The sequence below is a fragment of the Actinomycetota bacterium genome (assembly GCA_030017835.1).
Lineage (GTDB): Bacteria > Actinomycetota > Aquicultoria > UBA3085 > Oleimmundimicrobiaceae > Yes70-04.
The window spans coordinates 1-5,066 of record JASEGU010000040.1 but is presented as its reverse complement, the minus strand read 5'-3'; the positions used below and the strand labels follow the sequence as shown (position 1 = coordinate 5,066).

Annotated in this window: 4 protein-coding genes, 1 tRNA gene and 1 pseudogene; 5 read left to right on the top strand and 1 reads right to left on the bottom strand. The window is 49.3% G+C overall.

Annotation, left to right across the window (positions count from 1 at the left end; all coding sequences use genetic code 11):
• Positions 1-328, bottom strand: a 328-nt coding sequence (locus QMD53_06735) for a transposase (protein MDI6800338.1), incomplete at its 3' end; no start/stop codon positions are given.
• 48 nt (positions 329-376) lie between these two features.
• Between QMD53_06735 and QMD53_06730 the strand changes: the two genes are divergently transcribed.
• The 5 genes and pseudogenes from QMD53_06730 (at position 377) to amrS (ending at position 4,869) form a co-directional block, all read left to right on the top strand.
• A complete protein-coding gene (locus tag QMD53_06730) occupies positions 377-1,603 on the top strand; it encodes a radical SAM protein (protein MDI6800337.1) in 1,227 nt (408 codons plus the stop codon).
• A gap of 164 nt (positions 1,604-1,767) precedes the next feature.
• A pseudogene (locus QMD53_06725) lies at positions 1,768-2,193 on the top strand (GrpB family protein).
• A 102-nt stretch (positions 2,194-2,295) separates the two neighbouring features.
• A complete protein-coding gene (locus tag QMD53_06720) occupies positions 2,296-3,585 on the top strand; it encodes a hypothetical protein (GenBank protein MDI6800336.1) in 1,290 nt (429 codons plus the stop codon).
• A gap of 18 nt (positions 3,586-3,603) precedes the next feature.
• A tRNA-Arg gene (locus QMD53_06715) sits at positions 3,604-3,679 on the top strand.
• A gap of 296 nt (positions 3,680-3,975) precedes the next feature.
• Entirely contained in the window at positions 3,976-4,869 is an 894-nt protein-coding gene (gene amrS / locus QMD53_06710) for an AmmeMemoRadiSam system radical SAM enzyme (protein ID MDI6800335.1), read from the top strand.
• The last annotated feature ends 197 nt before the right edge of the window (positions 4,870-5,066 follow it).

Here is a 5,066-nt window from a genome sequence, read left to right as displayed (position 1 = left end):
CGGAAAAGTTCCCGGTTGAGAGCCCTTTTAAGTAAAGAATAGGCAGTACCTCGGTTACCTTCGGGGATCGGCGCATATAGGGAGGCAGAATAGCGCTGGTGAATTTTGCGCCAATGCGCCGATCACGCACCCTGGGCGTGGCGACCTCGATGGTACCGGATCCTACTGTTAGCTTTCGGGCTTTGCCGTATCCGTTTCGCACTGCTAGCGCTCGTCCGTTCTCGTCTCGCAGATCACACACCGCCTCGATGTAGTCGGCGACCTCCAGCAGCAATGCCTCTTTGATTATGCGCTTTGCGCCTTCGCGTGCGAGTTCATCCAGTGTCATCTCCGTCAAACCCTTTTCTCCTAGCCAATCCGTTCCATTCGTTGTAAGATGCAACATAAAGCGTGCTCCTTTCATTTTCATTGGTCTGAAAGGAAGGGTACGCTTTTTTTACTTATATGCCAATCCACAACTTTTAGTTATAGCTCTTGCAATCTTGAGTGTAGGTATTGCTGGAATAACGGGGGAAAATACGGCGGAAGTAGAGCGGCCTACATGAGTAGGGAGGTGGCCCAAAAGGCAATCGGTCTTTTAAGCGACTACTCCTTAGAGAATGACGAGATACTAATAGACTTTTATGGCGGCGAGCCCCTGCTCAACTTCGAGATGGTGAAATACGCCATAGAGACCTCTGAAAAACTTGGGCCCAGACTTAACAGGAACTTTCGCTTTAGGATCACGACCAACGGCACGCTTCTTGACGATGAGACCACCGCCTACTTGAGCGACCACGGCGTCTCGGTTGGGGTCAGCATCGATGGCCCAAAGGATGTTCACGATTTGAACAGGCCCTTCAAAAGCGGCAAGGGCAGCTGGGATCTGATATCGGCCAACTTGAAGGGGCTTCTTCACCGTGAGGGGGTAAGCCTCGAAGCCAGGGCAAGGCTTGCTCCCCCCAACTTGAATCTGACAGAGGTTTCAAGATTCCTTTACGATATGGGCTTTGAACAAGTAGAAGTAAAATTTGCAGATGAGCCCGCCAACCCCCAAGAGGGGGGCGGGTTTAAGCTCTCCGATGAAGAGATTATGGAGATGAGGAGGAAATATCTCCAATACGCCAAGTCTTATTTAGATGAACTCCTTGCGAGCGGTCTGAGCATCGATTATGACATAAGCCAGTCTATCACCGATATCTTGTATCATTCGCCGACCGTCTCATATTGTGGGGCGGGGCGGAGCATCCTTTTCGTCACGGCAACCGGCGAAATCTACCCCTGTTTAAACTTTGGAGGAAGCCCAAAGTACAGGCTGGGGTCGGTCTTTGAAGGATTGGACCGAGCGTCTTGGCAAGAATTTTGGGGCGAGATCGCCATCATGTTTGAGGGAAGTGGTGGGTGCAAGGCGTGCTGGGCAAGGTATATCTGCGGCAAGAACTGCGCTGCGAACAACTTCCATCATAATGGAGACTTCAGGGTGCCTTTCGCCAAGGAGTGCGAAGAGATAAGATTTCAAAAAGAGGTTTTGATGTGGCTGATACTTAAGATAGCAAAGGAAGACCCTAGCCTCTTGGAGCGTTTCCGTCCCATACCCGAATTTTCCCACCAAGTCCAAGGATGATCTTGAAGTTGTAAAAACCACTCCCTGCGACCAAAGCAAAGATAGCTCGATTTGCCCATCTAAACTGGCGTTATATCGCAATGAGCGGTTTGACCTTACCGGTGAATAATATATAGTGTTTTTGGTATATAGTGTAAATTTCTCCGGCCGGTCTTATCAAACGCATTGAGCATTTCGGTAGCACGGCCGTTTTCGGCCTTGCAGCCAAACCGATCGTTGACATCTTGGTCGAGGTAGCGAGCTTAAGCGAGGCAGGTGAGAAGATCGTCCCCATCTTAAAGGGCCGTGGTTACAATTACTTTTGGCGTCCACCGTTTGCCGGAATCTGTCCCAGTTATTATCATTGGTTTATAAGGCGGGATGAAAATTGCAAAAGAACCCATCACATCCACATGGTTGAAGCGGGAGCGATTGAACTTGACGGCCTCATCTTTTGAGATTACCTGATCACTCATCCCAAAGTGACTGAAGAATACGGCGAGCTAAAAATGAGACTTGCCGAGCAACATAAAAATGACCGAGTAGCTTATGCCAGAGCCAAGGGCGATTTCATCAAGCGGATCATGGACGAGGCAAGGCACCCTGTTTGATCCAAGACTCTTATTTCTCATCTTCACGCTGGGCACTTAGTCTGCCGATAAAACTTGAGGTATTATGGAATTTTAATAGCTCATTTGAAGCGGGAGGAAACCATGAAGCCCGAAATCTTAAGCGATGACTTCTACTTACAACTCAAAGAGATAGGCCGGGCCGATGTGGTGGTCGGAGTGCCGAGTTACAACAACGCCAAAACGATAGGCAAGGTTGCCGAGATGATAGGCAAGGGGCTTGCCCGCTACTACCCAGATCTAGAAGCGGTCATCATCAACTCCGATGGCGGCTCGACTGACTCAACGCGCCAAGCCTTCATGGCGGCCGATGTGCCGCCGTCGATAAAGAGGCTAACCGTCCCTTATCAAGGGGTTCCTGGCAAGGGGAGCGCGCTGAAGACCGTCTTTGAGGCGGCCGAGATATTGGGCGTTAAGATGTGCCTGGTTATGGACTCTGACACCCGGAGTATCCAGGCTAATTGGGTAAAGGCCCTCATCGACCCGATGTATCTGCACAGCTACGGTTACGTGACACCTCATTATTTGCGCAACAAGCATGATGGAACCATCACCAACTCCTTGGCCTATCCACTCACCCGAGCCCTCTTTGGACTTAGGATCCGCCAGCCCATCGGCGGTGATTTCGGTCTTTCGGGAGGCCTGGTCCTCGCCCTTAACCATCAGCGTATTTGGCAATATGAGACCGACGTCAACCGCTTCGGCATAGACATCTGGATGACCACCATCGCCATCGCAGAGGGGTTTCGGGTCTGCCAGACCTCGCTTGGGGCCAAGATTCACGATGCCAAGGACCCGGGGACCGATCTTGGCCCCATGTTTCTCCAAGTGATGGGGACGCTTTTTAGGCTGATAAAGAAGTACAAGATGAAGTGGAAACACGTTCACGCCAGCAAACAGGTGGAGATACTTGGCGATTTCCATTTCATCGAGGTGGAAGAGGTAAAGGTATCATTTCCCGTAATGGTCGAGAAGTTCAAGGCGGGCGCCCTGGCCCACAAGGGAGAGTGGAAAATCATTCTATCGGAAGAAAACTACCGGACGGTGATGGAATTGACCGAGGCCGATATCGAGTTTTTCAGCTTCCCGGTCGATCTCTGGGCGCGCATCGTCTACGATTATGCCGTCTCCTTCTCCTTCGACGGGAACAAAGACGAGATGCTAAATAGCATGATTCCTCTCTATTATGGCCGCACGGCCGCTTTTGTTATAGAATCTAAGGCGGTGTCGGAGGAGTTGGCCGACGCCGTGGTTGACGGCATCGCCGGCATCTTCGAGCGGATGAAGCCCTATCTCATCAAAAGATGGGCCGAGGCCGAAGAGAGGGAAAAGCAGAAAGCCAAGCTCCTAAAACCACTTCAGGCCGATGCTTAAAACAGTCGCTTTTGATCTGCGCTCGTAGCTCAGGGGATAGAGCACAGGCCTCCGAAGCCTGGTGTCGTGGGTTCGAATCCCGCCGAGCGCGCCATATTATCTTATCCCTGGTTTAAGTTTACCGTCGCGACGTTTGCTCAAGAGGGTAAGATCTGGTCAGCGACTCTCAAGCTCCTTGAGTGGGCTGGTTGGAGGAGGCATTTTGAGTTCAATATTTTGGCAAAATTTTTGGCCTAATTTTTTGGCTAACATTATTGCTGGGGTAATTATTGGCTATTTTATTACATGGCTTATTTATAAGATGAGAAAACCTTTGTTAACTGTAAGGGCAGGAATCATTAAGTCCAATTTCCTGCTATAATCAAATTACAAATCACAAAAGGAGCCGAGTTGGAGGCTCTATATTATGAGCGTTTAAGCGATTTAAAAGTAAAATGCCGCCTCTGCCCTCATGGCTGCGTTATAACGTCAGGCCGGGCGGGAAAATGTGCGATAAGAAAGAATCTGGGCGGAAAGCTTACCGCTACAACCTATGGCCGCGTCTCATCGGTAAATCTCGACCCCATCGAGAAGAAACCCCTTTACCATTTTCATCCGGGCAGCAACATTCTCTCCTTGGGCAGCCTGGGCTGCAACCTATCTTGCCCTTTTTGCCAGAACTACCAGATCGCCCATCCCCTGGGTCACTTTGAAGGCAAAGATATCGAAGAGGTCATCCTGCTCGTTACCGATTCCATCTCTCCAAAGAAGGCGGTCAAGATGGCCATAAATTATAAAGCGAGCGGCAACATCGGCCTTGCCTTCACCTATAACGAACCGTTCATCTGGTTTGAATACGTCTTGGAGGCGGCAAAGCTTGCTCAAGAGGCGGAGCTGAAGACGGTTCTGGTCACCAACGGCTATGTTAACGAGAAGCCCCTTTTGCAGCTCTTGCCATTCATCGATGCTTTAAACATCGATTTGAAGGGGGCCGATGATTCAGTCTATAAGAGGCTGGGTGGCCTAAGCGAGCCGGTCAAAAGGACGATAAAATTGGCAAGCGAGCGGGCTCACGTGGAGATAACCAATCTCATTGTAACAGGGTTAAATGATGAGAGGGAGCAGATCGAGGCCTTGGTCGACTGGATTTTCGAAGAGGTTGGTCCAGATGTGCCGCTCCATTTTAGCCGCTATTTTCCCTGGTATAAATATAACGAACCGCCAACTCCGCTTGAAACCCTCAAGATGGCCGAAGAGATAGGAAAAGCAAAACTTAAAAATATCCACTTGGGCAATGTCTGGTAGTAGTCTATAATATAAAAATCAAAATAATTCCTTAATTTACTTTTATCAATCATAGATTTCTCGTTCAAAATTTTAAAATAGCCTACAAAAGGAGAAATAACCATCGCCTTTCAGAAACCATCACAGTCAAAGTCGGTTTTTATAACTGCACTTCTCATTATTGCTGTGATTTTTTTGGTCGTGCCCTTAAACTTCTG

Coding starts and splice junctions, on each gene's coding strand:
- QMD53_06720 (MDI6800336.1), top strand. CDS start 2,296: ATGAAGCCCGAAATCTTAAGCGATGACTTCTACTTACAACTCAAAGAG.
- QMD53_06730 (MDI6800337.1), top strand. CDS start 377: ATGCAACATAAAGCGTGCTCCTTTCATTTTCATTGGTCTGAAAGGAAG.